The sequence below is a fragment of the Pseudomonas sp. MWU12-3103b genome (assembly GCF_023100615.1).
GTDB lineage: Bacteria > Pseudomonadota > Gammaproteobacteria > Pseudomonadales > Pseudomonadaceae > Aquipseudomonas > Aquipseudomonas putida_A.
Genome location: NZ_JALMEY010000022.1, coordinates 1 through 24,694, shown reverse-complemented (window position 1 = coordinate 24,694; position 24,694 = coordinate 1). Strand labels below are relative to the sequence as shown.

Sequence of the window (24,694 nt, the reverse complement as noted above, 5' to 3'; positions counted from 1 at the left end):
GGTGCTTGAAAGGGTGAGTGAATCAGCCGCGCCGTTTCGGGTAAAGCTTCGGCTCGCCCGGTGGACGGCTCTTGAAGCGGCGGTGCGCCCACAAGTATTGCTCAGGGCAGGCGCGCAGCGCACTTTCCACCCACTGATTGATACGGATGCAGTCGGCTTCTTCGGTCTCGCCCGGGAAGTCTTCCAGCGGAGGATGGATCACCAACCGGTAACCGCTGCCGTCGGCCAGACGCTCCTGAGTGAACGGCACCACCAGCGCCTTGCCCAGACGGGCAAACTTGGTGGTCGCAGTCACCGTCGCCGCCTGAATGCCGAACAGCGGCACGAAGATGCTTTGCTTGGCACCGTAGTCCTGATCCGGTGCGTACCAGATCGCCCGGCCCGAACGCAGCAACTTGAGCATGCCACGCACGTCGTCACGCTCCACCGCCAGCGAATCGAGATTGTGCCGCTCACGGCCCCGACGCTGGACGAAGTCGAACAACGGGTTTTTGTGCTCGCGGTACATGCCATCGATGGTGTGCTGCTGGCCGAGCAACGCGGCGCCGATTTCCAGGGTGGTGAAGTGCGCGGCCATGAGGATCACGCCCTTGCCTTCGCGCTGGGCGTTTTGCAGATGCTCCAGGCCTTCGACGTGGGCCAGTTTGGCCAGACGCTCACGGGACCACCACCAACTCATCGCCATTTCAAAAAAAGCGATGCCGGTGGAGGCGAAGTTTTCCTTGAGCAAGCGTTTACGCTCGGCGGCGGATTTTTCCGGGAAGCACAGCTCGAGATTGCGCTTGGCGATACGCCGCCGGTCGCCGGCTACGCGATACATCAATGCGCCCAGCACACGACCGATCGTCAGTAAAACCGCATACGGCAACTGCACGACCAGCCACAACAGCCCCAGACCGCACCAGAGCGGCCAGAAGCGGGGAGAAAGATAGGCTCTTCGAAAACGCGGGCGATCCATTAAAGCTTCCGTAAATTCAGTGGCCGCGCATTCTACATCGTTCGACCCGGCTTGCGGCTCGCGGGCGTTCTCGTTATAAGTCTCGGCACTTTTAGTGACAAGCCGTTGTATGCCGATATGAGCCAAAACGAAACGCCAGACCGAGATCCCGTGTTCCAGTTGAAGGGCAGCATGCTGGCCATCACGGTGCTGGAACTGTCCCGCAACGACCTCGACAGCCTTGATCGGCAACTGGCCGCCAAAGTCGCCCAGGCGCCGAATTTCTTCAGCAATGCACCGCTGGTCCTGGCGCTGGACAAACTGCCGCCCGGCGAAGGCGCGGTCGATCTGCCCGGCCTGATGCGCGTATGCCGCCAGCATGGTCTGCGCACCCTGGCGATCCGCGCCAGCCGTATCGAAGACATCGCTGCCGCCATCGCCATCGACATCCCGGTGCTGCCGCCGTCCGGCGCCCGCGAGCGACCGCTGGAAGCGCCGGAACCGGAAGTCAAAAAGAAGCCGGAAAAGCCGCCGGAGCCAACGGTCAAACCGACCCGCGTCATCACCACGCCAGTACGTGGTGGCCAACAGATATATGCCCAGGGTGGCGATCTGGTGGTGGTGTCCTCGGTCAGTCCGGGGGCGGAACTTCTGGCCGATGGCAACATCCATGTATACGGCCCGATGCGCGGTCGCGCACTGGCCGGCGTCAAAGGCGACACCAAGGCCCGGATTTTCTGTCAGCAATTGAGCGCTGAACTGATCTCCATCGCCGGGCATTACAAGGTTTCCGAAGATTTGCGCCGCGATCCACTGTGGGGCTCCGGCGTCCAGGTCAGCCTGTCGGCCGACGTGTTGAACATCATTCGGCTTTAACGGATACTGCCGCATTTTCCAAGCATCTCTAAAACGTAGCGAAAACGGCTCAAACGAAGTAGGAAAAAGGAACAAGCAGCGTTTGCCCCCGGCAATTGCGACTTGCGCCGAATTCCAGCCAAGGCTGTCCGACTGCAGTAGTTTTCAAGAGATGTTTTTCAGGGGCTAAAAAGTCCTTCTTCCTTAGGGGTGAAACACCTTGGCCAAGATTCTCGTGGTTACATCCGGCAAGGGTGGTGTGGGTAAGACCACCACCAGCGCCGCTATCGGTACCGGCCTCGCTCTGCGCGGCCATAAAACAGTGATCGTCGACTTCGACGTGGGCCTGCGTAACCTCGACCTGATCATGGGTTGCGAGCGTCGCGTGGTGTACGACTTCGTCAACGTGGTCAACGGCGAAGCCAACCTGCAGCAGGCCCTGATCAAAGACAAGCGCCTGGAAAATCTCTACGTGCTGGCCGCCAGCCAGACCCGCGACAAAGACGCGCTGACCCAGGAAGGCGTGGAAAAAGTCCTGATGCAGTTGAAGGAAGACTTCGACTTCGTGGTCTGCGACTCCCCGGCGGGCATCGAGAAAGGTGCGCACCTGGCCATGTATTTCGCCGACGAAGCGATCATCGTGACCAACCCGGAAGTGTCCTCGGTACGTGACTCCGACCGCATGCTCGGCCTGCTGGCCAGCAAATCGCGTCGCGCCGAAAAAGGCGAAGACCCGATCAAGGAACACCTCCTGCTGACCCGTTACAACCCGCAGCGCGTCAGCGATGGCGAGATGCTGGGCGTCGAAGACGTGAAGGAAATCCTGGCCGTGACCCTGCTGGGCGTTATCCCTGAGTCGCAGGCGGTCCTGAAGGCTTCGAACTCGGGCGTTCCAGTGATTCTCGACGACCAGAGCGATGCCGGTCAGGCGTACAGCGATGCCGTTGATCGTCTGCTGGGCAAAGAAAAAGAACATCGTTTCCTCGATGTTACGAAGAAGGGATTCTTCGAGCGCCTGTTTGGAGGTAGGTAATGAACCTTTTTGACTTCTTTCGTGCCAACAAAAAGCCAAGTACCGCCTCGGTAGCGAAAGAGCGTCTACAGATCATCGTGGCGCATGAGCGCGGCCAGCGCAGCACGCCGGATTACCTGCCAGCCTTGCAGAAGGAACTGGTCGACGTGATCCGCAAGTACGTCAACATCGGCAACGACGACGTACATGTTGCACTGGAAAGCCAGGGCAGTTGCTCGATTCTGGAACTCAACATCACCCTGCCAGATCGCTGAGTCGATCCGGCAGGAACGACGGCGGCTCAGGGCCATTCCCATCGCGGAATGGCCCTGAGCCGCCGTTGGCATTTGTTACGAGGCTGTTTTAATGCCGTTGTCCAACATCCGCATCATTCATCAGGACGCCGCCGTACTGGTGGTCGACAAACCGACGTTGCTGCTCTCGGTGCCCGGTCGCGCCGACGACAACAAGGACTGCCTGATCACCCGCCTGCAGGAAAACGGCTACCCGGAAGCGCGCATCGTCCATCGCCTGGACTGGGAAACCTCCGGCATCATTCTGCTGGCCCGTGACGCGGATACTCACCGCGAACTGTCGCGGCAGTTTCACGATCGTGAAACAGAGAAAGCCTACACTGCGCTCTGCTGGGGTCAGCCGGAACTGGACAGCGGCAGCATCGACCTGCCGTTGCGCTACGATCCGCCGACCAAACCGCGGCACGTGGTCGACCACGAATTCGGCAAGCATGCGCTGACCTTCTGGCGCGTACTGGAACGTTGCGGCGACTGGTGCCGCGTCGAACTGACGCCGATCACCGGGCGCTCGCACCAATTGCGTGTGCACATGCTGTCCATCGGTCACCCGCTGCTGGGCGACGGGCTGTACGCCCATGAGCAGGCCTTGGCGGCCTGGCCGCGTCTGTGCCTGCACGCCAGCATGCTGAGCTTCACCCACCCGCAAACCGGCGAGCGTTTGCGCTTCGAATGCCCGGCACCGTTTTAAGCGCTGCCTGAGTGGCGACGCTGTTTTCTTTTGGACAAGGATTCTGTTTTCGGATGAGTTGTATTGATTCCCTGGTAACCCCCCTCACGAAAGTTCGTCATCAACTGCTTTACCTGGTTTACGGCAATCAGGATGTGTACCGGCGCGAAGCCAAGTTCAGCATCCTGACCGCGCTGTCCCAGGCTAAAAACGGCGAGCGACCGGCGATCCGCATTCTCACCGATCGCCCCGACGACTATGCGGGCTGGCCGGTCGACACGGTGTTGCTGGATGAAGCGACTCTGACCCGCTGGCAAGGCACCCACGGCTATCACCACCGCCGCAAGGCCTGCGCCATCGCCGCGGGCATGCAGTGGGCGGAAAAAACCCTGTTCGTCGACACCGACACCCTGTTCACCCGCCACCCGAGCCAACTGTTCAAATTCATCGAGCCGAATCGCTCGGTGATGGATCGCTTCGAGTACGACTGGAAAGATGTGCACCAGCGTCCCGACTATCAAAAACTCGGTCGCGACCTGCGCAGCCACGGCGTGACGCCGGATAACGGTTTCAAGCTCTACAACAGCGGCTTGTGCGGCGTGACCGACAGCGACTCAGCGCTGTTCGAAGAGTCGATCCGCCTGATTGATGAGTGGACACTCGGCGGCTTCGAAATCCACACCATCGAACAGATCGCCCTGTCGTATGCCATGCGCGAGCGTCAGGTGGTGGAAGCGCGCAAACACGTCTACCACTACTTCGCGGAAAAACGTTTCTTCCACGCGATGCAGACGTACTTCTTCTCCCAGCACGGCGAGCAGTTCAGCCAGCGCCTGGTGGATCTGTGCAGCGATGTGCCACGGGTCAAACCGTTCCCCTCGGCCTGGCGCCGATTGAAAATCAAATGGAAGCTGCGCCACCAGAAAGGCGCCCTGCGCAAGGTCGGTCGTGATCTGCTGTACGGCAGCGCCGCGCCGGAAGATCCGTACTACAGCGTTTGCCGACACGAATGGTGGGAATGCGCCTCGCGGGAAATTCTGCGTTGGGACGAGAGCCAGCAGAAAAAACTGCTGAGCCAGAAGTCCTGGCCGCAACAGCTGCCGCGTCCGGATAAACCGGAAGATGAAAAAGTCATCATGAACTATTTGAAAAAACGCGTAGCCGCCCGCTGATCCACATCACTCCCTGTGGGAGCGGGCTTGCTCGCGAAAGCGGTGTGTCATCCAAAAATCTGCATCTGACCCACCGCTTTCGCGAGCAAGCCCGCTCCCACCCCGATCCTGCCCGGATTCAATTCCCGGGCCGATGCGTTAAACTCGCGCCCATTGCTGTCTGGAGCTTCTTATGCGCGAAGAGTTGAACCAAGGCCTGATCGACTTCCTCAAGGCCTCCCCTACCCCGTTCCACGCCACCGCCAGCCTTGTTCAGCGTCTGGAGGCCGCCGGTTACGTGCGCCTCGACGAGCGCGAGCCGTGGACCACCGAGGCCAACGGCCGCTACTACGTCACCCGTAACGACTCCTCGATCGTCGCGATCAAAATGGGCCGCAACTCGCCACTGCACGACGGGATCCGTCTGGTCGGCGCCCACACCGACAGCCCGTGTCTGCGGGTCAAGCCGCAACCGGAACTGCAACGTCAGGGCTTCTGGCAACTGGGCGTTGAAGTCTACGGCGGCGCGCTGCTGGCGCCGTGGTTTGACCGCGACCTGTCGCTGGCCGGGCGCGTCACCTTCCGTCGCGACGGCAAGGTCGAAAGCCAGCTGATCGACTTCAAGGCGCCGATCGCGATCATTCCCAACCTGGCCATCCACCTGAACCGTGAAGCCAATCAAGGCTGGGCGATCAACGCGCAGACCGAGCTGCCGCCGATCCTCGCGCAATTCGCCGGTGACGAACGCGTCGACTTCCGCGCCGTACTGACTGATCAACTGGCCCGCGAACATGGCCTGAACGCCGACGTGGTGCTGGATTACGAGCTGAGCTTCTACGACACCCAGAGCGCGGCGGTCATCGGCCTGCATGGCGACTTCATCGCCGGTGCGCGCCTCGACAACCTGCTGTCGTGCTACGCCGGCCTGCAAGCCCTGCTCACCGCCGACACCGAAGAAACCTGCGTGCTGGTGTGCAACGACCACGAAGAAGTCGGCTCCTGCTCGGCCTGCGGTGCCGATGGCCCGATGCTCGAACAGACCCTGCGCCGCCTGCTGCCGGAAGGTGACGAGTTCGTCCGCACCATCCAGAAATCGCTGCTGGTCTCGGCCGACAACGCCCACGGCGTGCACCCCAACTACGCCGAGAAGCACGACGCCAACCACGGTCCGAAACTCAACGCCGGCCCGGTGATCAAGGTCAACAGCAACCAGCGCTACGCCACCAACAGCGAAACCGCCGGGTTCTTCCGCCACCTGTGCATGGCCGAAGAAGTACCGGTGCAGAGCTTCGTGGTGCGCAGCGACATGGGCTGCGGCTCGACCATCGGCCCGATCACCGCCAGCCACCTGGGCGTGCGCACCGTCGACATCGGCCTGCCGACCTTCGCCATGCACTCGATCCGCGAACTGTGCGGCAGCCACGACCTGGCGCACCTGGTCAAAGTGCTGAGCGCGTTCTACGCCAGCCGCGAGTTGCCTTAAAAGCTGAAAAGCTTCGCGAGCAAGCCCGCTCCCACATTGGAATGCATTTCAACCTGTGGGAGCGGGCTTGCTCGCGAAAGCGGTAGTCCAGACAACACAATTTCATCATTGGACTGACTCAATTCTGATACACATCAGAACCGCTCCGCCAAAAGCGACCTAGACTTAAATCATTCCCTTCGACAAGGCAGTCACCATGATTTCGATGTCCTCCTTCCACGCCATGCTCATTCCGATACTGTCCGGGATGATCCTGCTGGCGATCGGTTTCAACTTCCGCGACAAGAACGCCGGTGTGTTTGCCATGTGGGTCGGCATGCTGATGATCCTGGCGACCGTGGTCTACAAGATCCTCGCCAAACTCAACGAATAAATCCGCGCCCGGCTCGCATTGATTCTGGCTGCCTCGTACACTCGCTCAATTCGCCCCTTTGCGAGGTTGACCGCCTAGTGTTCGCTCGTCTGTTTGCTCTGCCCTGCCTGTTCCTTGTCTGCCTGATGACGCTGCTGCCGCTGGCCCCTGCCCAGGCGGTCGGGTTGCCGGGCCTGCTCAACACCACCAAGACGCAGCCGGAGGCGCAAGAGCCGCTGGGCCAGTCGCTGGATGAAGTCATCAAGTCGCTGGAAAACGACAAGCAACGCGCACAATTGCTCAGCGATCTGAAAAAGCTGCGCGACGCCACCAAGAAAGCCCAGGCTTCACCGGAAGAAGGCGTGCTGGGCCTGATCGGCGGCACCCTGGCCAGCTTCGAGAAACAGTTCTCCGGTGACGACAGCCCGCTGACCCGCTGGTCCGACGAGTTCGATCTGGCCAGGGACGAACTCGACAACCTGATGTTGCCGGCCAGCGAATGGCTGCCGATCATCTTCGGCTTCGCGGTGATCTTGATGGTCTGGAGCCTGCTCGCCGCCGCGCTGATCTGGCTCGGTCACCGGGTGCGCATGCGCTTCGGCCTGACCGAAGAATTGCCGCAACACCCCAAGGCCCTCGACATGCTGCGCTTCGCCCTGCGCAAGCTCGGGCCGTGGCTGATTGCATTGGTCATCACCGTTTACATGAGCTACGCGCTGCCGTCGTCATTGGGTAAAAGCCTGGCGATGGTGCTGGCTTATGCGCTGGTGGTCGGCACCTGTTTCTCGGCGATCTGCGTGATCGCCTTCTCGCTGCTCGACGGCCCGCACCGGCACCGGGCGCTGTACATCCTGCGGCATCAGGCCTTCCGTCCGTTGTGGCTGATCGGCAGCTTCGCCGCATTCGGTGAAGCGCTGAGTGACCCGCGCCTGGTCGAAGGCCTCGGCGTGCACCTGGCGCACACCACCGCGACCATCACCAACGTGCTCGCGGCGCTGTTCACCGGGTTGTTCATCCTGCGTTTCCGCCGGCCGATCGCGCACCTGATCCGCAACCAGCCGTTGTCCCGCCGCCTGACCCGCCGCGCCCTCAGCGACACCATCGATATCCTCGGCACCTTCTGGTACGTGCCGGCGCTGGTGCTGGTCGGGATCTCGCTGTTCGCCACCTTCGTCTCCGCCGGCGACACCAGCACCGCCCTGCGTCAGTCGCTGATCTGCACGGTGCTGCTGGTGATGTGCATGGTGATCAACGGCCTCGTGCGCCGTCATTCACTCAAACCGCAACGCGGGCCGAAGCGCCATGCGTTGTACTCGGAGCGCCTGAAAAGCTTCTTCTACACCCTCGCCCACCTGCTGGTGTGGCTGATCTTCATCGAGCTCGGCCTGCGCGTGTGGGGCAAGTCGCTGATCGGCTTTGCCGAGGGCGAAGGGCATGACGTCAGCGTCAAACTGTTCAGCCTGATCGGCACGCTGATTTTCTCCTGGCTGATCTGGATCCTCGCCGACACCGCCGTGCACCACGCCCTCACCCGCTCGCGCAAAGGCCTGGCGAATGCCCGCGCGCAGACGATGATGCCGCTGATCCGCAACGTGCTGTTCGTGGCGATTTTCATCATCGCGCTGATCGTCGCCCTGGCGAACATGGGCATGAACGTCACGCCACTGCTGGCCGGTGCCGGTGTGATCGGTCTGGCCATCGGTTTCGGTGCACAGTCGCTGGTGGCGGACCTGATCACCGGTCTGTTCATCATCATCGAAGACTCGCTGGCCATTGATGACTACGTCGACGTCGGCGGCCACCTCGGCACCGTCGAAGGCCTGACCATACGCACCGTGCGCCTGCGCGACATCGACGGCATCGTCCACACCATTCCGTTCAGCGAAATCAAAAGCATCAAGAACTACTCGCGGGAATTCGGCTACGCGATCTTCCGCGTGGCGGTGCCGTACAACATGGAAATCGACGACGCGATCAAACTGATGCGCGACGTCGGCCAGAAAATGCGCACCGACCCGCTGCAACGGCGGAACATCTGGTCGCCGCTGGAGATCCAGGGCGTGGAAAGTTTCGAGTCCGGCAGCGCGATTCTGCGAGCGCGCTTCAAGACCGCACCGATCAAACAATGGGAAGTTTCCCGCGCGTTCAACCTGTCGCTCAAACGCCATCTGGACGAAGCCGGACTCGATCTGGCGACGCCACGCATGAGCGTGCAGGTCATCACTGCCGGTGGTGGCCAGCCGAAGGAATAGCACTTCGTGCAGACACTCGGGTCACAGGCAGGGAAGCCAGAAAAACAATAACCATGGAGACACCCGATGCAGCTGACACGTATCGCCCAGACCGTTCTGCTCACCCTGCTGGCCGGCACCGCCAGCGCCGCCACCCTGGACAGCACCCGCGAACAGATCGCCACGCAAGCCAAGGCACTTGAACCGGAACTGCTGGAAACCCGCCGCGACATCCACGCGCACCCGGAACTGGGCAACACCGAGAAACGCACTGCGGAACTGGTTGCCAGACAACTGAAGGCGCTGGGCCTGGAAGTCAAAACCAACGTCGCCCGCACCGGCGTGGTCGCCATCCTCAAGGGCGCCCTGCCCGGCCCGACCGTGGCCTTGCGCGCCGACATGGACGCGCTGCCGGTCAAGGAAGTCGCCGACCTGCCCTTCGCCTCGAAAGCCAAAGGCACTTATCTGGACAAAGAAGTCGACGTGATGCACGCCTGCGGCCACGACGCCCACACCGCGATCCTCCTGAGCACGGCGAAAATTCTCACAGGCTTGCGCGACACTCTGCCCGGCACCGTGGTCTTCTACTTCCAGCCCGCCGAAGAAGGCCCGAGCGACTTCATCCCCGACGGCAAAAACACCTGGGGCGCGAAAATGATGGTCGAAGAAGGCGTGATGAAATCACCGAAACCCGACGCGGTGTTCGGCCTGCACGTCTGGGCCGGCGTCCCCGCCGGCCAGATCGCCTACCGCCCCGGCGCCACCCTGGCCAGCTCCGACGACCTGCGCATCAAAATCCTTGGCAAACAAACCCACGCCGGCCGCCCCTGGGACGGCATCGACCCGATCACCGTCGGCGCGCAAACCATCGTCGGCCTGCAAACCGTGGTCAGCCGCCGCACCGATATTTCGTCCTATCCGTCGGTGGTCAGCATCGGCACCATCAACGGCGGCACCCGTTACAACATCATTCCCGAGTCTGTCGACATGAGCGGCACCATCCGCTCCTACGACTACGGCATCCGCCAGAAACTGCACAGCGACGTTCGCCAGACCATCGAAAAAATCGCCGAAAGCGGCGGCGCGAAAGCCGACGTGACCATCATCGAAAAATATGACCCCACAATCAACAACCCGGCACTGACGGAGAAAATGCTGCCGACGTTGAAGTGGGCCGCCAAGGATGACGTGGTCAATGCACCGCTGGTGGGCGGCGCGGAAGACTTCTCGTTCTTTGCCAAGGAAGTGCCGGGGCTGTTTGTGTTTCTGGGGGTGACGCCACGGGATCAGGACATGAGCAAGGCGGCGCCAAATCACAATCCGGGGTTCTTTGTGGACGAGTCGGCGCTGGTGGTTGGGGTGAGGACGATGGCGTCGCTGGCGACGGATTATTTGTATGGGAATGCTGAGCTGGCCAGATAGAGACGGGGTGATTGTGCGGGCGACTTCGCGAGCAAGCTCGCTCCCACAGGTGGATTGAGTGCAGGCAGCTGGAGATTGGTCGGCTGTCAGGCCGCCTTCGCGAGCAAGCTCGCTCCCACAGGTGGATTGAGTGCAGGCAGTTGGAAATTGGTCGGCTGTCAGGCCGCCATCGCGAGCAAGCTCGCTCCCACAGTGGGATTGGGTGCAGGCAGTTGGAGATTGGTCGGCTGTCAAGCCGCCATCGCGAGCAAGCTCGCTCCCACAGTGGGATTGGGTGCAGGCAGTTGGAGATTGGTCGGCTGTCAGGCCGCCATCGCGAGCAAGCTCGCTCCCACAGTGGATTGGGTGTGGGCTGTTGGAGATTGGTCGGCTGAGAGGTCACCACCACTGGCAGGCCAGCTCCCACAGTTGGATTGAGTGCAGGAAGTTGGTGATTGGTCGGCTTTCAGGCCGCCATCGCGAGCAGGCTCACTCCTACAGAAAAGCAAAAGCCGACCGCAGGCTCTTCACCACTCAAATGGCCGAGTGTCAGCTCGCCGAAAGCTCTTGATCTTGACTCACCGGCCCGTCGGCAGGCTGAGCGGAGGGATTGATCCGGGGGTGGGAGCGAAGCGACCGTTCGACGAAGTCGAACACATCGAGAGGAGGTGCAGCGAAGCAAACCGGAGGCGATGCGCCCGGATCGATCCCGGAGCGAAGGAACCCCGAGCTTTAGCGAGCGGGCCGAACGTCAGGGCACAGACCTTTGGTTCCTTTGGGGCGTTTGCCAAAGGGACTCGCTGTAAAAGCGAAACCGCCAGTGGCAACACCCGAAGCAACGGATATAAACCCAAAACCCCAAGAACCTGGTCGGCCCAAAGGCCGCCAAGGTCAAACAACATCTACACCAACGTGAATCGCATCATGCCGCCAAAACTCCAGATCACAATCAATCAACCGCTCATGCTGATCATAATTGACCCGAGCAATCCGTAACCCCGGACTCCCGACAGAAACCCGCAAAGCCGCCGCCGCATCCACCGACAACGACGTCGGCACAATCTCGAACCGCACCCGCCCATAGTGCAAATCGTAATGCCGCGCATAAAGCTCGGTCATCGACTGATTCAAATCAAATCCCAGAATCCCCGGAAAATACTGCGGATTCAGATAATGCTCCACATACAACACCAGCCGCCCGTCAATCCGCCGCGACCGGCAAATCTGAATCACGCTCGACAAAGCAGGCAACTGCAACAACGCACACACCGCCACCGATGCCGGCTGCAACCGCGCCGAAATCACCTCGGTCGACGGCACCCGCCCCTGCGCACTGACCATCGCGTGAAAGTGACTGCGCTGCATCAGGTTGTACGCCAGACGTGGCGGCGAAACGAACCAGCCACGGCGCTCCTCGCGATAGATCTGCCCCTGCGCCTCCAACTGCAACAAGGCCTCACGCACAGTAATGCGCGTGGTGCCGAACAACTCACTGAGCTTGCGCTCGGCCGGCAACTTGCTCCCGGGCGCGAGCAGGCCGTGATCGAGCTGCTCCTGCAGCACCTGGCCGATGGCTGTCACCGCTTTTGTTGCCTCATCGCGCATCAACGTTACCTATCTGGACTAGACCAGCACTATTTCGGGGCAAAAACCGTACGGCCTGCAAGCCGTTTCCTTGTATTGCAAGCCTAGGCAGTGCAGATGACCGAGAGATGACAAACCCGCCCGACGGTCGCCCTCATGACTTGCAATACATCGGCCAAGTGCCTTGTCCGCCGGGGCTTTGACCTTGGTCTACGCTTACCGGGCAAGCGCCGAAACCGGGCCAATAAAAGGCCTGCCGGGCGACCGCCGACATCAAAGTGTCATCCAGCCACCTTAAATTGGCTCAGGTATTGCTGACCTAGACCAACACAAACCGCAATCGCAGCGTTGAACACGACCAAGGAGCTTCGGAATGAAACAGCTTTTCCTGGCAACACTGTTAGGCTCGACCATTGCAATGTGCACCTCCGCCATGGCGGCGGGTACCGACCTGAAAACCCTCGAAGCCGCTGCGAAAGCGGAAGGCGCCGTCAACAGCGTCGGCATGCCCGATGACTGGGCCAACTGGAAAGGCACCTGGGAAGACCTGGCCAAGACCTATGGCCTGAAACACATCGACACCGACATGAGCTCGGCCCAGGAAATCGCCAAGTTCGCCGCCGAAAAAGACAACGCCACTGCCGACATCGGCGACGTCGGCGCGGCCTTCGGCCCGATCGCGGTCAAGCAGGGCGTGGTGCAACCGTACAAACCAAGCACCTGGGATCAAGTCCCGGACTGGGCCAAGGACAAGGACGGCAACTGGGCACTGGCCTACACCGGCACCATCGCCTTCATCGTCAACAAGAAGCTGCTGCACGGCTCCGAAGTCCCGACCAAATGGGCTGACCTCAAGGGCGGCAAATACAAGGTTTCCATTGGTGACGTGAGCACCGCCGCGCAAGCCGCCAACGGCGTACTGGCCGCTGCCCTGGCCAACGGTGGCGACGAGAAAAACATCCAGCCGGCCCTGCTGCTGTTTGCAGACATCGCCAAGCAGGGTCGCCTGTCGATGGCCAACCCGACCATCGCCACCATGGAAAAAGGCGAGATCGAAGTCGGCGTGGTCTGGGACTTCAACGGCCTGAGCTACAAGGCCAAGATGGCCAACCCGGATGACTACGTGGTGCTGATCCCGTCGGATGGCTCGGTGATTTCCGGCTACACCACCATCATCAACAAGTACGCGAAAAACCCGAACGCCGCCAAGCTGACCCGCGAATACATCTTCAGCGACGCCGGCCAGACCAACCTCGCTCGCGGCAATGCTCGTCCGATCCGTGCCGAGCACCTGCAACTGCCGGAAGACGTGAAGGCCAAGCTGCTGCCGAACGAGCAGTACAAAAAGGTCACGCCGATCAAGGACGCCGACGCCTGGGAAAAAACCTCCAAGGCCCTGCCGCAGAAGTGGAACGAAGAAGTCATCGTAGAGATGAAGTAATCCTGTAAATCCCCACTGCTGGATCCATTGGAGATCCAAATGTGGGAGCGGGCTTGCTCGCGAATGCGGTGGATCAGTCAAGCATCTATTGACTGACACTCCGCCTTCGCGAGCAAGCCCGCTCCCACAGGGGATCCAGGTTGAATCTGAAATTTCCTGTTTTCGCGGAGTTTTTGCCCCTATGAAGCACAACGTCATCCTTGTCGTGCTCGACGGTCTCAATTACGAGGTCGCGCGTCACGCCATGGGGCATCTGCAGGCTTACGTTGGCGCAGGACGCGCCGCGCTCTATCAGTTGGAGTGCGAGTTGCCGGCCCTGTCCCGACCGCTTTACGAATGCATCCTTACCGGCGTGCCGCCGATCGACAGCGGCATCGTCCACAACAACGTTGCGCGCCTGTCCAATCAGCGCAGCATCTATCACTACGCCCGCGACGCCGGCCTGAAAACCGCCGCAGCGGCTTATCACTGGGTCAGCGAGTTGTACAACCGCTCACCGTTCGTAGCGGCCCGCGACCGTCATACCGACGATCCAGCGTTACCGATCCAGCACGGGCATTTCTACTGGAACGATCACTACCCGGATTCGCACCTGTTCGCCGACGCGGAACACCTGCGCCTGCGCCATGCGCCGAACTTCCTGCTGATCCACCCGATGAACATCGACGACGCCGGGCACAAGCATGGCCTCGACTCTTCGCAGTACCGCAATAGCGCACGCTCGGCAGACATCATCCTCGCCGACTACCTGCAAGGCTGGCTCGACGCGGGTTATCAGGTGCTGGTGACTGCCGATCACGGCATGAACAACGACCGCTCGCACAACGGCCTGCTGCCGGAAGAACGCCAGGTGCCGCTGTTCGTCCTAGGCAACGCCTTCAGCCTGAATGCTGACGCCGCGCCGAAGCAGACCGAGATCTGCGGCACCGTCTGCGAACTGCTCGGCGTCCCTCACGACAAACCTGTGTGCCGGGAGCTGCTCAAGTGAATGCCATGACTCGCGGCAAATGGCTGGCGGCCCTGTGTCTGGTGCCGTTCGCGCTGTTCTTTATCGTGTTCGAAATCGCCCCGCTGGTCTGGGTGATGATCAACAGCCTGCAATCGGAGGAGTTCGGCTGGGGCTTCGCAAACTTCAGCAAGATCTTCAGCTCGAAGTTCTATTTGCAGGCGATTCAGTACAGCCTGGAGATCAGTTTCTGGTCGAGCGTATTCGGCATCATCATCGCCGTGCTCGGTGCGTATTCGTTGCGCCGGGTCGACTCGAAACTGCGCAACTTCGTGAATGCCTTCGCCAACATGACCAGCAACTTCGCGGGGGTGCCGCTGGCGTTCGCGTTCATCATCCTGCTCGGCTTCAACGGCAGCATCACGATCATGCTCAAGCAGGCCGGGATCATTCAGGACTTCAACCTGTACTCGAAAACCGGTCTGATCATCCTCTACACCTACTTCCAGATTCCCCTCGGCGTGCTGCTGCTGTACCCGGCGTTCGACGCCTTGCGTGAAGACTGGCGCGAATCCGCCGCGCTGCTCGGCGCCAACGGCTGGCAGTTCTGGCGCCACATCGGTCTGCCGGTGCTGACCCCGGCCCTGCTCGGCACGTTCGTGATCCTGCTGGCCAACGCCCTCGGCGCCTACGCCACGGTGTACGCCTTGACCACCGGCAACTTCAACGTGCTGCCGATCCGCATCGCGGCAATGGTTTCCGGGGATATTTCCCTCGATCCGAATCTCGCCAGTGCCCTGGCCGTGGTGCTGGTGGCGTTGATGACCATCGTCACCGTCGTGCATCAACTGCTGTTGAAGAGGAGCTACCATGTCTCGCGCTGAATCCGGCCCGGCCGGCGTCTACCACCGCGTCGTGGTTTATCTGCTGTTCGCGATTCTGCTGCTGCCGCTGGTGGGCACGCTGATCTACTCGATTGCCAGCAGTTGGTCGGCGACCATCCTGCCCAGCGGTTTCACCTTCAAGTGGTACCTCCAGTTGTGGAGCGACCCGCGCTTCCTGCATGCCTTCGGCCAGTCGCTGCTGGTGTGCGTCGGCGCGCTGGTGCTGTCGGTGGTGCTGATCCTGCCGCTGCTGTTTGTGGTGCATTACCACTTCCCGAAACTCGATGCGCTGATGAACATCCTGATCCTGCTGCCCTTCGCGGTGCCGCCGGTGGTGTCGTCGGTGGGTCTGTTGCAACTGTACGGTTCCGGGCCGCTGGCGATGGTCGGCACACCGTGGATTCTGATCGGTTGCTACTTCACCGTGGCGCTGCCGTTCATGTACCGGGCGATCACCAACAACCTGCAGGCGATCAACCTGCGCGACCTGATGGACGCCGCGCAACTGCTTGGCGCCAGCACCTTTCAGGCGGCGTTCCTGGTGGTGCTGCCGAACCTGCGCAAGGGCCTGATGGTCGCGTTGCTGCTGTCGTTCTCGTTCCTGTTCGGTGAGTTCGTGTTCGCCAACATCCTCGTCGGCACGCGTTACGAAACCCTGCAGGTGTACCTGAACAACATGCGCAACAGCAGCGGCCACTTCACCAGTGCGCTGGTGATCTCGTACTTCTTTTTCGTGCTGGTCCTGACCTGGATCGCCAACATCTTGAACAAGGACAAAAGCGAATGAGCTATGTCAGCGTCCAACACCTGCAGAAAAACTACGCGGGCACTACGGTGTTCAGCGACATCAACTGCGAGATCAACAAGGGTGAATTCGTCACCCTCCTCGGCCCATCGGGTTGCGGCAAGTCCACGCTGCTGCGCTGCATAGCCGGGCTGACGCCGGTGGATGGCGGCAAGATCCTGCTTGATGGCGTCGACATCGTGCCGCTGAGTCCGCAAAAGCGCGGGATCGGCATGGTGTTCCAGAGCTACGCGCTGTTCCCCAACATGACCGTCGAGCAGAACGTCGCCTTCGGCCTGCGCATGCAAAAGGTCAATGCCGACGACAGCCACAAACGTGTCGCCGAGGTGTTGAAACTGGTCGAGCTCAACGACTTCGCCAGTCGTTATCCGCATCAGCTTTCCGGCGGTCAGTGCCAGCGCGTTGCCCTCGCCCGCTCGCTGGTCACTCGCCCACGCCTGTTGCTGCTGGATGAACCGCTGTCGGCGCTGGATGCACGAATTCGCAAACACCTGCGTGAACAGATCCGGCAGATCCAGCGCGAACTCGGCCTGACCACGATTTTCGTCACCCACGATCAGGAAGAAGCGCTGACCATGTCCGACCGGATTTTCCTGATGAACCAAGGGAAAATCGTGCAGAGCGGCGATGCCGAAACCCTCTACACCGCGCCAGTGGACATATTCGCCGCCGGCTTCATCGGCAACTACAACCTGCTCGACGCCGACAGCGCCTCGAAGCTGCTGCAACGGCCGATCAACCACCGCATCGCGATTCGCCCGGAAGCCATCGAGCTGAGTCTCAACGGCGAGCTCGATGCGCAGATCCGCAGCCACAGCCTGCTCGGTAACGTGATCCGCTATCGAGTCGAGGCGCGTGGCGTGGAACTGGTGGTGGACGTGCTCAACCGCTCGGCGGCGGATCTACATCCCGACGGTCAGCGTCTGGCGCTTTCCATCGATCCGACGGCCCTGTGTGAGGTAGCCTGATGACTTTGCTGACGTTGAAGAGAGAACTGCACTGATGGCCCTGGCAATTTTTGATCTGGACGAAACCCTGATCCATGGCGACTGCGCCACCCTCTGGAGCGAGCAGATGGGGCGCCTGGGCTGGGTCGATCCCGAGTCGTTCATGCGCAAGAACAACGAGCTGATGGACGCCTACAGCCATGGCAAATTGCGCATGGAAGAGTACATGGAATTCAGCCTCGAACCGATGATCGGGCGCACCCCGGAAGAGGTCGAACACCTGGTCGGCCCATGGGTGGAAGACTTCATCGAACCGATCATCTTCAGCGACGCGACCAAAACCATCGCCGCCCACCGCAAGGCCGGCGACCGGATTCTGGTGATCTCGGCTTCCGGCACGCACCTGGTCAAACCGATCGCCGAGCGCCTGGGCATCGACGAAATTCTGGGCATCGAACTCGACGTCGCACACGGCGTTTACACCGGCCAGACCGTCGGCACGCTGACCTACCGCGAAGGCAAGATCACCCGCCTGCTGGAATGGCTGGATGCCGAGGAAGAGAATCTGGAAGGCGCGAGTTTCTACTCCGACTCACGCAATGACTTGCCGTTGCTGCTGAAGGTGGATTTCCCGCATGTGGTGAATCCGGATCCGGTCCTGCTGGAGCACGCCGAAAAAGCCGGCTGGCCGATCCATCTCTGGAAATAATCAAAGATCCAAATATGGACGCTTAACTGTGGCAAGGGAGCTTGCCGAAAAATCCGGCTAAACATAGATCCAAATGTGGGAGCGGGCTTGCTCGCGAAGGCGGAGTGTCAGTCGATAAATTCTTGTCTGATTCACCGCCTTCGCGAGCAAGCCCGCTCCCACAGGTTTTTCGGTGTTTTCAGGTCAGGCTTTCGTCGACCACCAGCACCAGTTTGCCGGCAACTTTGTTGCTCGCCAGCTCGGCAAACGCCGCTTCGGCATCCTTTACCGGGAAGGTTTTCGCCAGTTGCGGACTCAACCGCCCTTCGGCAAACAGCGGCCACACATGCTGGCTCAAATCGCTGAACAGGTCGGCCTTGAACTGATCGTCGCGACTGCGCAACGTCGAACCGAGCAACTGCACGCGCTTGGCCAGTACCTGTGCCAGGTCCAGTTTCGCCTCACGTCCGCCCATCAGGCCGATCAGTACCCAGCGTCCGTCCAGCGCCGTCAGCTTGAGGTTCAGTGCCGCATAGTTGCCGCCGACCGGATCAAGGATCACGTCAAACGGCCCGAAGTCGCGCAGGCTTTCCAGATCATCGGTGCGCACCACGCCGCCCTGGGCTCCCAGCGCCTCACAGTAGGCCAATCGCTCAGCCGACCCGACGCTGACCCAACAGGGATTGCCGAACGCCTTGCATAGCTGAATGGCGGCTGAACCAATTCCACTGGCCCCGGCGTGCAGGAGAACCTTCTCGCCGGGTTTCAGCGCCGCCAGTTGAAACACGTTGAGCCAGACCGTTGCATAAACCTCGGGTAATGCCGCGGCCTCGATCAACGAAACGCCCTCGGGCACCGGCAGCACGTGCCGTCCGTCGACCACCACCTCCTCGGCCATTCCGCCCCCGGCCAACAAGGCGCAGACCCGGTCGCCGACCTGCCAGGACGAGCCGGCGCCGACTTCGCTGATCACCCCGGAACACTCCAGACCGAGCACCTGACTGGCGCCCGGCGGCGGTGGATAAAGCCCGGCTTTCTGTAATAAATCGGCGCGATTGAGGCCCGCAGCCGCCACGCGAATGCGCACTTGTCCTACATCACATGCCGGACTCGGCTCTTCAAGCCATGCCACTTGACCTTCAACGCCTTGCAATGCCTTCACAGTGCCTCCATAGTGAGTCTGGACTGAGCCCGAAGCTGTAGCGCCGGGCTTTTTGCATTATGCGACCGGCTCTCGTAGAACCGGCGACTTCAAAGACGGCCTAATATGCGTTATCAATTGTCCCCGCGTCGAATCAGCATGAAGCATTTGCTCCCCAGCACCGCCCTCGCTCTTTTCATCGGTATCGGCTTGTTGCCGGTGTCGGGCACTACATTCGCAGCCAACAGCTGGGACAAGTTGCAGCCGGATCGCGACGAAGTGATCGCCAGCCTCAACGTCGTCGAGTTGCTCAAGCGTCACCACTACAGCAAGCCGCCGCTCGACGATGCGCGCTCGGTGATCATCTACGACAGCTACATCAAGCTGCTGGACCCGTCGCGCAGCTACTTCATGGCCAGCGACATCGCCGAATTCGACAAGTGGAAGACCCAGTTCGACGACTTCCTCAAAAGCGGCGACCTCAACGCCGGGTTCACCATCTACAAGCGCTATCTGGACCGCGTCAAGGCGCGCCTGGACTTCGCCATTGCGGAGCTGAACAAGGGCGTCGACAAGATGGACTTCACCACCAAGGAAACCTTGCTGATCGATCGCAAGGACGCCCCTTGGCTCAAATCCACCGCTGAACTCGACGACCTGTGGCGCAAACGCGTCAAGGACGAAGTGCTGCGGCAGAAGATCGCCGGCAAGGATTCCAAGCAGATCCAGGAAACCCTGACCAAGCGCTACAAGAACCAGTTGGCGCGTCTGGACCAGACTCGCGCGGAAGACATCTTCCAGGCGTACATCAACACCTTCGCCATGTCCTACGACCCGCACACCAACTATCTGTCGCCGGATAACGCGGAGAACTTCGACATCAACATGAGCCTGTCCCTCGAGGGCATCGGCGCCGTGTTGCAGAGCGACAACGATCAAGTGAAAGTCGTGCGCCTGGTGCCGGCAGGCCCGGCCGACAAGACCAAGCAGGTCGCACCGGCCGACAAGATCATCGGCGTTGCCCAGGGCAACAAAGAGATGGTCGACGTGGTGGGCTGGCGCCTGGACGAAGTGGTCAAGCTGATCCGCGGCCCGAAAGGCACCGTGGTGCGCCTGGAAGTGATTCCGGCCAGCAATGCGCCGAACGACCAGACCAGCAAGATCGTGCCGATCACTCGTGAAGCGGTGAAGCTTGAAGACCAGGCGGTGAAAAAATCCGTGCTGAACCTCAAACAGGACGGCAAGGACTACAAGCTCGGCATCATCGAGATCCCGGCCTTCTACCTCGACTTCAAGGCGTTCCGTGCCGGTGATCCGGACTACAAGAGCACCACCCGTGACGTCAAGAAACTGCTGACCGAACTGCAGAAAGAGAAAGTCGACGGCGTGGTCATCGACCTGCGCAACAACGGCGGCGGTTCTCTGCAGGAAGCCACCGAGCTGACCAGCCTGTTCATCGACAAGGGCCCGACCGTCCTCGTGCGTAACGCCGATGGCCGCGTCGATGTACTGGAAGATGAAAACCCGGGCGCGTTCTACAAAGGCCCGATGGCACTGTTGGTCAACCGCCTGTCCGCCTCGGCTTCGGAGATTTTCGCCGGCGCCATGCAGGACTACCATCGCGCATTGATCATCGGTGGCCAGACCTTCGGCAAAGGCACCGTGCAGACCATTCAGCCGCTGAACCATGGCGAACTGAAACTGACCCTGGCCAAGTTCTACCGGGTTTCCGGGCAGAGCACCCAGCATCAGGGCGTACTGCCGGACATCGACTACCCGTCGATCATCGACACCAAGGAAATCGGCGAAAGCGCCCTGCCGGAAGCCATGCCGTGGGACACCATCAAGGCAGCGATCAAGCCGGCCTCCGATCCGTTCAAGCCGTACCTGGCGCAGCTCAAGTCCGAGCATGACGCACGCAGCGCCAAAGACGCCGAGTTCGTGTTCATCCGTGACAAGCTGGCCCTGGCGCAGAAGCTGATGGAAGAAAAAACCGTCAGCCTCAACGAAGCCGACCGCCGTGCCCAGCATGCGGACATCGATGCCAAGCAACTGGCCATGGAAAACATCCGTCGCAAAGCCAAAGGCGAAGAACCGCTCAAAGAGCTGAAGAAAGAAGATGAAGACGCGCTGGCTGCAGCTGAGCCGGACAAGGTCAAACCGGAAGACGACGCCTACCTGAGCGAAACCGGGCGCGTGCTGCTCGATTACCTGAAGCTGAGCAATCAGGTGGCCAAGAAGTAAGATGATGGCAATTTAGTGGTGACGCTCCCCGGAGCGTCATCAAACAGTCATCATTCTGTCGTGAAATAAAGGACTGGGAGCGCCTCTTCAAGCAAGAGCGCTCCCAGTCCTTTTTTTATCGCCAGAGATTGCCATGACCACGACCGAACAGCTGAGTGCCTTGAGCTCGATCCTGACTCAAAGCGGTTTGCACAGCCTGTTCCAGCCGATCATCTGTCTCTCCGAGCGTCGCATTCTCGGCTACGAAGCCCTCACCCGCGGCCCGTCCAACAGCCCTTTGCACTCGCCTATCGCGCTGTTCGCGGTGGCGCGTCAGGCCGGCCGCTTGAGCGAACTGGAAATTGCCTGCCGCCAGTCTGCCTGCCGTCGTTTCAACGAGCAGCAACTGCCGGGCAAGCTGTTCCTCAACGTCTCTCCGGAATCCCTGCTCGAAGCCGCGCACCAACCGGGGCGGACCTTGCAACTGCTGCAAGACTTCGGCATCCCACCGAGTCAAGTGGTGATCGAACTCACCGAACAGACGCCAATCGACGATTTCCAGTTGCTGCAAACCGCCCTGCATCACTATCGGGCGATGGGCTTTTCGATTGCACTGGATGACTTGGGTGCCGGCTATTCGAGCTTGCGTCTATGGTCGGAGTTGCGCCCGGATTACGTGAAGATCGACCGCCACTTCATCGACGGCATCCATCAGGATGCGTTGAAACGCGAGTTCGTCGGCTCGATCCTGCAAATCGCCAAGGCGTCACGGGCACAGGTGATTGCCGAGGGGATCGAGTTGCCAGAGGAACTGGCGGTGCTGACCGAGATGGGCGTCGATCTGGTGCAGGGTTACCTGCTCGCTCGCCCTCAGGAGCATCCACCCCGCGATGCCCGGGCCCTGATGCCAAAACACGACAGCAGCGCCGTGGCGCTGAACGACGAGGGCAGCGACCTCAGCGCCCTGCTCAATGACCAACCGGCGGTGCATCGCGACACACCGACTGCCACCGTACTGGAAGCCTTCCGCCGCCAGGCCAATCTAAACTCACTGGCGGTGCTCGACGAACAGGGCCAGCCGTGCGGCATCGTCCATCGCCATTCGCTGTCCGACGCCTTGCTCAAGCCGTTTGCTACCGACCTGTTCGCCCGCAAGCCGATCAGCCGCCTGATGAACGACGACTTCCTCGCCGTGGAAATGAGCCAGTCGCTGCAACAGGTCAGCCGCCTGATCACCAGCCGCGCCCGGCAGCGCATCGAAGAAGATTTCATCATCACCCTCAACGGCAGTTATTTCGGCCTCGGTCGGGTGATCGATGTACTCAAACTGATCACCGAACTGAAAATCCAGCAAGCCCGCTACGCCAACCCGCTGACCTTGCTGCCCGGCAACGTGCCGATCCAGCAATGCCTGACCCGCCTGCTGCAACAGGGCCGCGAATCGATCATCTGCTACGTCGACATCGACAGCTTCAAACCCTTCAACGACATCTACGGCTACGGCCGTGGCGACGAAGTCCTGCTGTGCCTGGCGCAATGTCTGAACGAACGCGTCGACCCGTCCCGCGACTTCGTCGGCCACATCGGCGGCGACGACTTCCTGCTGGTGCTCGGCCCGGAAGACTGGCGCAAACGCCTCAACCAACTGCTCGACGACTTCCAGAGCCAATGCCGGCGCTTCTATCGCCCTGAGCATCTTGAAGCGGGATGCTTCATCGCGCCGAATCGCCAGGGTGTGCGGCAGGAGTTTCCGCTGCTCTCGTTATCGATCGGCGTCGTCCACCTGCAACCCGAGGCCTGCGCAGAACTGGATGCCAGCCAACTCGCGGAAATGGCTTCGCAGGCGAAGCATCATGCGAAGAATGTTCCGGGATATAGCGTGCATGTGATTGATAGCCTTGCTGCTGCCGACCTTCAACTGCCGCAACTGATTGGCCAACGCTGATTCCCCAGCAGACATAATCCCCTGTGGGAGCGGGCTTGCTCGCGAAGGGGGGCAATTCATACATCCTCAATTAGCTACTGGTTAAATTTTTCAGAACTACCATATAGGTCATCAAACAGCGTCAAATCGAATCGCGCTACACAACTCTGATAAAATTCACTCACAAGGCTTATCCTATCGTGTCGAAAATCCATTATCTGCTTGTAAAAAGACTTTATAGCTGGATCAATAGACTTACTCATTGAATTAATAACTTCACATTTGTCGTACAAGCGACCCGCATCTACCATCACACCCTCCAGATAAACTTCGCGACTTTCAATCCCCATCATTCTCGAAAACTGAAAAGGCAAACTTCGCCCCATCCTAAAAACATTACAAAGACTAAGAACCAGGAGATTTGCAAAATACAGGCGCTCCCTACAATTTGGATTTGACACTAGTTCCAGCAAACCTGCGTCTCCGCATTCGCTCAAAATATTCAGATCCACTGCATCGGGATCCTCAACATACTGATCGCCAAATAGATCCGCATTCGATTCACCGCGAGTCCATCGCTTAAAGTCGTTGAATGACCACCTTCCTTCAATGACCTCAATCATTGAGCAGTCTCACTGCATGAGCTTTCAAGCTGATATCTCCTCAAACAACTAAGTAAAACCTGCATAAATCGGCGCTGATCTATAACATCCTCATCAAAATAGGTAGTCATCCGTCCAAATACACGATCGAAATTGTCATCCTCATTTAAAAAATGGGCGACGGTCTCAGTTAGAGATACCTGTTCTTGAGTGGTATAATCTAAAAACTCCGGTTTCAAAAGAGCATCAAACAACTCAGCAAGCTCTTTATCATTATTCACATCCTTAGAAACTATAACCTTCTCCCTCTCATCACTTCTTGTATTTTCTATATCAAAAACGAATAGCAAATTTTTTATATCCACAATTTTATATTTATTCTTCATCAGTCAAAATCCGTATATGAGGTTTTAACTCGCCCATTTGGCTCAAGAATGACAACTGCCCTTGTTTGCTTTCCATAGTCAAGACCTCCACGTTTGTATCCCTCACCGATAACCTTACCCATATCAATTGGCCGTTTTGATATTTGTAGATTCGTATATCGGAGAATCAGTTGTGCTCTGTAGATAGCATTCAGCTGGTCTCTATGACTCAAGAAGTGTGTTGCAGCAGATGGAGTCATAGGCTGTCCTCTCCTCCTCCCACTATTGTAGGTTTCCACGATTCCTGTGGTTGGGTTTTTGGCTAAGGTCGATCGTTCATACTGAGAATTCAAAGTGGTTTGAGCACCATGCTTTTCCAGAAAATGCTCTCCATTTGTTGGATCTTCCATCTCATGTAACCGCCTATAAGCATTTTCTTCGCCAAGCTCATCAATCCTTGCTCGTCGCTCCTGTGCAGTCATCGCTGGCAGTGGAGGATGTCCGTCGTCAACTATCACGCAACCAACCATGCGCTTCATCGGGCGACGAGGGGGCGCCGGCGACGGGCAATTGGACGTCAACCCCAACGGATCCACCCACCCCGTCGGATTCGGCACATACCGATACTGATTCAACCCACCCGCCAACTTGATGGGATCCGGCGTCAAATACCGTCCCAACCTCGGGTCGTAATACCGATGCCGGTTGTAATGCAGCCCACTTTCCGCGTCGAAATACTGT

23 protein-coding genes are annotated in these 24,694 nt (G+C 59.7%); 17 read left to right on the top strand and 6 right to left on the bottom strand.

What is annotated here, in order from left to right; all coding sequences use genetic code 11:
• Nucleotides 1-22: 22 nt before the first annotated feature.
• A complete protein-coding gene (locus M0808_RS26155; protein WP_247842998.1) occupies nt 23-958 on the bottom strand; it encodes a lipid A biosynthesis lauroyl acyltransferase in 936 nt (311 codons plus the stop codon).
• 117 nt (nt 959-1,075) lie between these two features.
• On the opposite strand from M0808_RS26155, the gene minC reads away from it, so the two are divergent.
• The 9 genes from minC to M0808_RS26110 all read left to right on the top strand — a co-directional run bounded on the left by minC (nt 1,076) and on the right by M0808_RS26110 (nt 10,424).
• Entirely contained in the window at nt 1,076-1,813 is a 738-nt protein-coding gene (gene minC, locus M0808_RS26150) for a septum site-determining protein MinC (protein WP_098967915.1), read from the top strand.
• A 199-nt stretch (nt 1,814-2,012) separates the two neighbouring features.
• Nucleotides 2,013-2,825 (top strand): septum site-determining protein MinD, encoded by an 813-nt coding sequence (gene minD / locus M0808_RS26145; protein ID WP_098967914.1) that lies wholly within the window; start codon nt 2,013-2,015, stop codon nt 2,823-2,825.
• Nucleotides 2,825-3,079 carry a cell division topological specificity factor MinE gene (minE, locus tag M0808_RS26140; protein ID WP_003223146.1) on the top strand — a complete coding sequence of 85 codons (255 nt, stop codon included), beginning with the start codon at nt 2,825-2,827 and terminating at the stop codon, nt 3,077-3,079. Before minD ends, minE begins: the two co-directional genes overlap by 1 nt.
• 91 nt (nt 3,080-3,170) lie before the next feature.
• Nucleotides 3,171-3,806 carry an RluA family pseudouridine synthase gene (locus M0808_RS26135; protein WP_027613350.1) on the top strand — a complete coding sequence of 212 codons (636 nt, stop codon included), beginning with the start codon at nt 3,171-3,173 and terminating at the stop codon, nt 3,804-3,806.
• A gap of 53 nt (nt 3,807-3,859) precedes the next feature.
• On the top strand, nt 3,860-4,957 hold the full coding sequence (locus M0808_RS26130; protein ID WP_134785813.1) for a hypothetical protein: 1,098 nt from the start codon (nt 3,860-3,862) through the stop codon (nt 4,955-4,957).
• A 172-nt stretch (nt 4,958-5,129) separates the two neighbouring features.
• On the top strand, nt 5,130-6,419 hold the full coding sequence (locus tag M0808_RS26125) for a M18 family aminopeptidase (protein ID WP_047598982.1): 1,290 nt from the start codon (nt 5,130-5,132) through the stop codon (nt 6,417-6,419).
• Between the two features lie 196 nt (nt 6,420-6,615).
• Nucleotides 6,616-6,792, top strand: coding sequence for a hypothetical protein (locus tag M0808_RS26120; RefSeq protein WP_007965354.1), 177 nt, complete (start codon nt 6,616-6,618; stop codon nt 6,790-6,792).
• 77 nt (nt 6,793-6,869) lie between these two features.
• Complete coding sequence (locus M0808_RS26115) at nt 6,870-9,023, top strand: mechanosensitive ion channel family protein (RefSeq protein WP_096797024.1); 2,154 nt, start codon at nt 6,870-6,872, stop codon at nt 9,021-9,023.
• A 66-nt stretch (nt 9,024-9,089) separates the two neighbouring features.
• On the top strand, nt 9,090-10,424 hold the full coding sequence (locus tag M0808_RS26110; RefSeq protein ID WP_247842997.1) for an amidohydrolase: 1,335 nt from the start codon (nt 9,090-9,092) through the stop codon (nt 10,422-10,424).
• Nucleotides 10,425-11,294: 870 nt separating this feature from the next.
• Here the strand turns inward: M0808_RS26110 and M0808_RS26105 are convergent.
• The gene (locus M0808_RS26105; protein ID WP_025113378.1) at nt 11,295-12,008 is read right to left on the bottom strand and encodes a UTRA domain-containing protein; all 714 of its coding nucleotides are present in this window, start codon (nt 12,006-12,008) and stop codon (nt 11,295-11,297) included.
• A gap of 352 nt (nt 12,009-12,360) precedes the next feature.
• Between M0808_RS26105 and M0808_RS26100 the strand changes: the two genes are divergently transcribed.
• The 6 genes from M0808_RS26100 (at nt 12,361) to M0808_RS26075 (ending at nt 17,719) form a co-directional block, all read left to right on the top strand.
• Nucleotides 12,361-13,428, top strand: coding sequence for an ABC transporter substrate-binding protein (locus M0808_RS26100; protein ID WP_027613356.1), 1,068 nt, complete (start codon nt 12,361-12,363; stop codon nt 13,426-13,428).
• Between the two features lie 181 nt (nt 13,429-13,609).
• Nucleotides 13,610-14,416 (top strand): alkaline phosphatase family protein, encoded by an 807-nt coding sequence (locus tag M0808_RS26095; RefSeq protein WP_247842996.1) that lies wholly within the window; start codon nt 13,610-13,612, stop codon nt 14,414-14,416.
• Between the two features lie 5 nt (nt 14,417-14,421).
• On the top strand, nt 14,422-15,258 hold the full coding sequence (locus tag M0808_RS26090; protein WP_163005303.1) for an ABC transporter permease subunit: 837 nt from the start codon (nt 14,422-14,424) through the stop codon (nt 15,256-15,258).
• Complete coding sequence (locus tag M0808_RS26085) at nt 15,245-16,045, top strand: ABC transporter permease (protein WP_007965346.1); 801 nt, start codon at nt 15,245-15,247, stop codon at nt 16,043-16,045. The genes M0808_RS26090 and M0808_RS26085 overlap by 14 nt, the downstream gene beginning before the upstream one ends.
• Entirely contained in the window at nt 16,042-17,031 is a 990-nt protein-coding gene (locus tag M0808_RS26080; protein ID WP_003223124.1) for an ABC transporter ATP-binding protein, read from the top strand. Before M0808_RS26085 ends, M0808_RS26080 begins: the two co-directional genes overlap by 4 nt.
• 34 nt (nt 17,032-17,065) lie before the next feature.
• Nucleotides 17,066-17,719 (top strand): HAD family hydrolase, encoded by a 654-nt coding sequence (locus M0808_RS26075; protein WP_134785810.1) that lies wholly within the window; start codon nt 17,066-17,068, stop codon nt 17,717-17,719.
• Nucleotides 17,720-17,897: 178 nt separating this feature from the next.
• Here M0808_RS26075 and M0808_RS26070 read toward each other — a convergent pair whose 3' ends face one another.
• A complete protein-coding gene (locus M0808_RS26070; RefSeq protein ID WP_247842984.1) occupies nt 17,898-18,860 on the bottom strand; it encodes a zinc-binding dehydrogenase in 963 nt (320 codons plus the stop codon).
• 138 nt (nt 18,861-18,998) lie between these two features.
• On the opposite strand from M0808_RS26070, the gene M0808_RS26065 reads away from it, so the two are divergent.
• Both M0808_RS26065 and M0808_RS26060 read left to right on the top strand, forming a co-directional pair.
• Nucleotides 18,999-21,083 carry a carboxy terminal-processing peptidase gene (locus tag M0808_RS26065; RefSeq protein WP_167734107.1) on the top strand — a complete coding sequence of 695 codons (2,085 nt, stop codon included), beginning with the start codon at nt 18,999-19,001 and terminating at the stop codon, nt 21,081-21,083.
• A gap of 133 nt (nt 21,084-21,216) precedes the next feature.
• Nucleotides 21,217-23,007, top strand: a complete 1,791-nt coding sequence (locus M0808_RS26060) for a bifunctional diguanylate cyclase/phosphodiesterase (RefSeq protein ID WP_247842982.1) — start codon at nt 21,217-21,219, stop codon at nt 23,005-23,007.
• A gap of 74 nt (nt 23,008-23,081) precedes the next feature.
• Here the strand turns inward: M0808_RS26060 and M0808_RS26055 are convergent, their stop codons facing one another.
• From M0808_RS26055 to M0808_RS26045, 3 genes are all read right to left on the bottom strand, one after another.
• A complete protein-coding gene (locus M0808_RS26055; RefSeq protein WP_247842980.1) occupies nt 23,082-23,609 on the bottom strand; it encodes a hypothetical protein in 528 nt (175 codons plus the stop codon).
• Entirely contained in the window at nt 23,606-23,974 is a 369-nt protein-coding gene (locus tag M0808_RS26050) for a hypothetical protein (protein ID WP_247842978.1), read from the bottom strand. The genes M0808_RS26055 and M0808_RS26050 overlap by 4 nt, the downstream gene beginning before the upstream one ends.
• Nucleotides 23,974-24,694: RHS repeat-associated core domain-containing protein (locus tag M0808_RS26045; protein WP_247842976.1), on the bottom strand; the 721-nt coding region annotated here is incomplete at its 5' end. The genes M0808_RS26050 and M0808_RS26045, both read right to left, overlap by 1 nt.

Coding starts and splice junctions, on each gene's coding strand:
- M0808_RS26155 (WP_247842998.1), bottom strand. CDS start 958: ATGGATCGCCCGCGTTTTCGAAGAGCCTATCTTTCTCCCCGCTTCTGG.
- minC (WP_098967915.1), top strand. CDS start 1,076: ATGAGCCAAAACGAAACGCCAGACCGAGATCCCGTGTTCCAGTTGAAG.
- minE (WP_003223146.1), top strand. CDS start 2,825: ATGAACCTTTTTGACTTCTTTCGTGCCAACAAAAAGCCAAGTACCGCC.
- M0808_RS26135 (WP_027613350.1), top strand. CDS start 3,171: ATGCCGTTGTCCAACATCCGCATCATTCATCAGGACGCCGCCGTACTG.
- M0808_RS26130 (WP_134785813.1), top strand. CDS start 3,860: ATGAGTTGTATTGATTCCCTGGTAACCCCCCTCACGAAAGTTCGTCAT.
- M0808_RS26125 (WP_047598982.1), top strand. CDS start 5,130: ATGCGCGAAGAGTTGAACCAAGGCCTGATCGACTTCCTCAAGGCCTCC.
- M0808_RS26120 (WP_007965354.1), top strand. CDS start 6,616: ATGATTTCGATGTCCTCCTTCCACGCCATGCTCATTCCGATACTGTCC.
- M0808_RS26110 (WP_247842997.1), top strand. CDS start 9,090: ATGCAGCTGACACGTATCGCCCAGACCGTTCTGCTCACCCTGCTGGCC.
- M0808_RS26105 (WP_025113378.1), bottom strand. CDS start 12,008: ATGCGCGATGAGGCAACAAAAGCGGTGACAGCCATCGGCCAGGTGCTG.
- M0808_RS26100 (WP_027613356.1), top strand. CDS start 12,361: ATGAAACAGCTTTTCCTGGCAACACTGTTAGGCTCGACCATTGCAATG.
- M0808_RS26095 (WP_247842996.1), top strand. CDS start 13,610: ATGAAGCACAACGTCATCCTTGTCGTGCTCGACGGTCTCAATTACGAG.
- M0808_RS26090 (WP_163005303.1), top strand. CDS start 14,422: ATGACTCGCGGCAAATGGCTGGCGGCCCTGTGTCTGGTGCCGTTCGCG.
- M0808_RS26085 (WP_007965346.1), top strand. CDS start 15,245: ATGTCTCGCGCTGAATCCGGCCCGGCCGGCGTCTACCACCGCGTCGTG.
- M0808_RS26080 (WP_003223124.1), top strand. CDS start 16,042: ATGAGCTATGTCAGCGTCCAACACCTGCAGAAAAACTACGCGGGCACT.
- M0808_RS26075 (WP_134785810.1), top strand. CDS start 17,066: ATGGCCCTGGCAATTTTTGATCTGGACGAAACCCTGATCCATGGCGAC.
- M0808_RS26065 (WP_167734107.1), top strand. CDS start 18,999: ATGAAGCATTTGCTCCCCAGCACCGCCCTCGCTCTTTTCATCGGTATC.
- M0808_RS26060 (WP_247842982.1), top strand. CDS start 21,217: ATGACCACGACCGAACAGCTGAGTGCCTTGAGCTCGATCCTGACTCAA.
- M0808_RS26055 (WP_247842980.1), bottom strand. CDS start 23,609: ATGATTGAGGTCATTGAAGGAAGGTGGTCATTCAACGACTTTAAGCGA.
- M0808_RS26050 (WP_247842978.1), bottom strand. CDS start 23,974: ATGAAGAATAAATATAAAATTGTGGATATAAAAAATTTGCTATTCGTT.